This window comes from Sphingomonas sp. NPDC019816 (assembly GCF_050274375.1).
GTDB lineage: Bacteria > Pseudomonadota > Alphaproteobacteria > Sphingomonadales > Sphingomonadaceae > Sphingomonas.
Genome location: NZ_JBNNOB010000262.1, coordinates 1 through 1684 on the forward strand (window position 1 = coordinate 1; position 1684 = coordinate 1684).

The 1684-nt window shown below is 65.6% G+C and carries 1 protein-coding gene; it reads right to left on the bottom strand.

What is annotated here, in order from left to right; translation table 11 throughout:
• Positions 1-170 precede the first annotated feature (170 nt).
• On the bottom strand, positions 171-1439 hold the full coding sequence (locus ACQKJZ_RS19250; RefSeq protein WP_427733299.1) for a PQQ-dependent sugar dehydrogenase: 1269 nt from the start codon (positions 1437-1439) through the stop codon (positions 171-173).
• Positions 1440-1684: the final 245 nt, after the last annotated feature.

Genomic DNA, 1684 nt, shown 5'->3' on the forward strand with positions numbered 1-1684 from the left:
GCGCCGTAGCGCTTCCTCGTCGTCTTCATTCCCGTACCAGTCCTTCAGGTCAGGAGTAGCTTAACACCCTGTCCAGAAAACCGGCACCACCTCAATCGTCTGCGCATGACCGGGCGATGCGGCGGCAATGCACGCCACCGCGATCGCGCCTATGCCACCCCGCCGGAGGGTCACGATGTGCGGCGCACCATCCAGATGGTATCGCCCGCATCGTCGACGACGAAGATCGCGCCATCCTCGCGCGTCTGGACGCTGACCGGGCGGCCATAGACGTCGCCCTTCTTCTCATCGGCGATGAAGCCGGTCAGGAAGGGCTGCGGTGCCGCGCTCGGGCGGCCGGCGGTGAAGGGCACGGCCAGGACGTCATAGCCGCTGAAGCTGGAGCGATTCCACGAGCCATGGCGCGCGACATAGGCGGTCTGCCCCCCCTTGTCGAAGGCCAGCCCCAGCGCGGCGGAATGGGCACCGACGGCGACATCAGGCATCAGCGTCGTCGCCAACAGGTCGCGCCGCTCGTTGACATGGCGTGGGTCCTGCTTGCCATAATAGCTGTAGGGCCAGCCGTAAAAGCCGCCCTCGCGCACGCCGACCAGATAATCGGGCGCGATATCGTCGCCGATCTCGTCGCGCTCATTCACCGCCGTCCACAACACGCTGCCCGTCGGGGCCCAGGCCATGCCCACCGGGTTGCGCAGGCCCGAGGCATAGAGCCGCTCCCGCCCGGTCGCGAGATCGACGGCCAGGATCGCCGCACGGCGCTTTTCCTCGTCCATGCCATATTCGCCGACATTCGACGCCGACCCGACCGAGACGTACAGCGTGCGGCCATCGGGACTAAGCAGCAGGTTGCGGGTCCAGTGATTGTTATAACCGCCGGCAGGCAGGGCGATCAACGGCTTGGGCGCTGCCGTGATTCGCGTCTGGCCGAGCTGATAGGGAAAGCTCACCACGCCATCGGTGTTGGCGACATACAGGCGACCGCCGGCATATTGCATGCCGAACGGCTGGTTCAGGCCGTCGCGCAGGACGAAGCGCTGCTCCGCCACGCCATCGCGATCCGCATCGCGCAACAGGGTCAGGCGATTGGCGCTGAAGCCGGTCGTCTTCGACAGCGCCTGGCCGCGCTGGACCTCCGGGTCGGCATCCAGCTTTGGCATGGTGCGCGCCTCGGACACCAGCACGTCGCCATTGGGCAGCAAGAGCGCCTGACGCGGATAGTCCAGCCCGCCGGCGAACTTCACCACCTCATATCCGCGCGGCGCCACCGGCTTGCGCCCTTCCGGCCAGCCGATCGTGCGCGGATGGTTGACCACCGACTTCGTCGCATAGGGTTCGGGCTGGGGCGCAAGCCCGACAATCTTCGAGGTCGACTGCGCATGGCTCGCACCGGCGACGATCGTCGACGCGAGAAGAAGGGGGGCAAAGGCGATCTTGATCATGACGGCTCCTGGCTAGGTCCAGGCAGGAACCGCCCTAATCGGCCATATATCCGCCGGTGCCGGTCAGACATGAAATGTCACGCGCGGTGCTTTGGAGGATGGGGAGACAATCAGGCGAGGACGCCGTCTTCCCGCCGACTGCGTGGCCGAACTGGACTTGCCCCGGAAAAGTGGAGAGTTCCCTTGAGGTGAAAGGCGAACTCGATGACGAAGCAGCGACGTTTCACGAAGGAATTCGAGGAGGA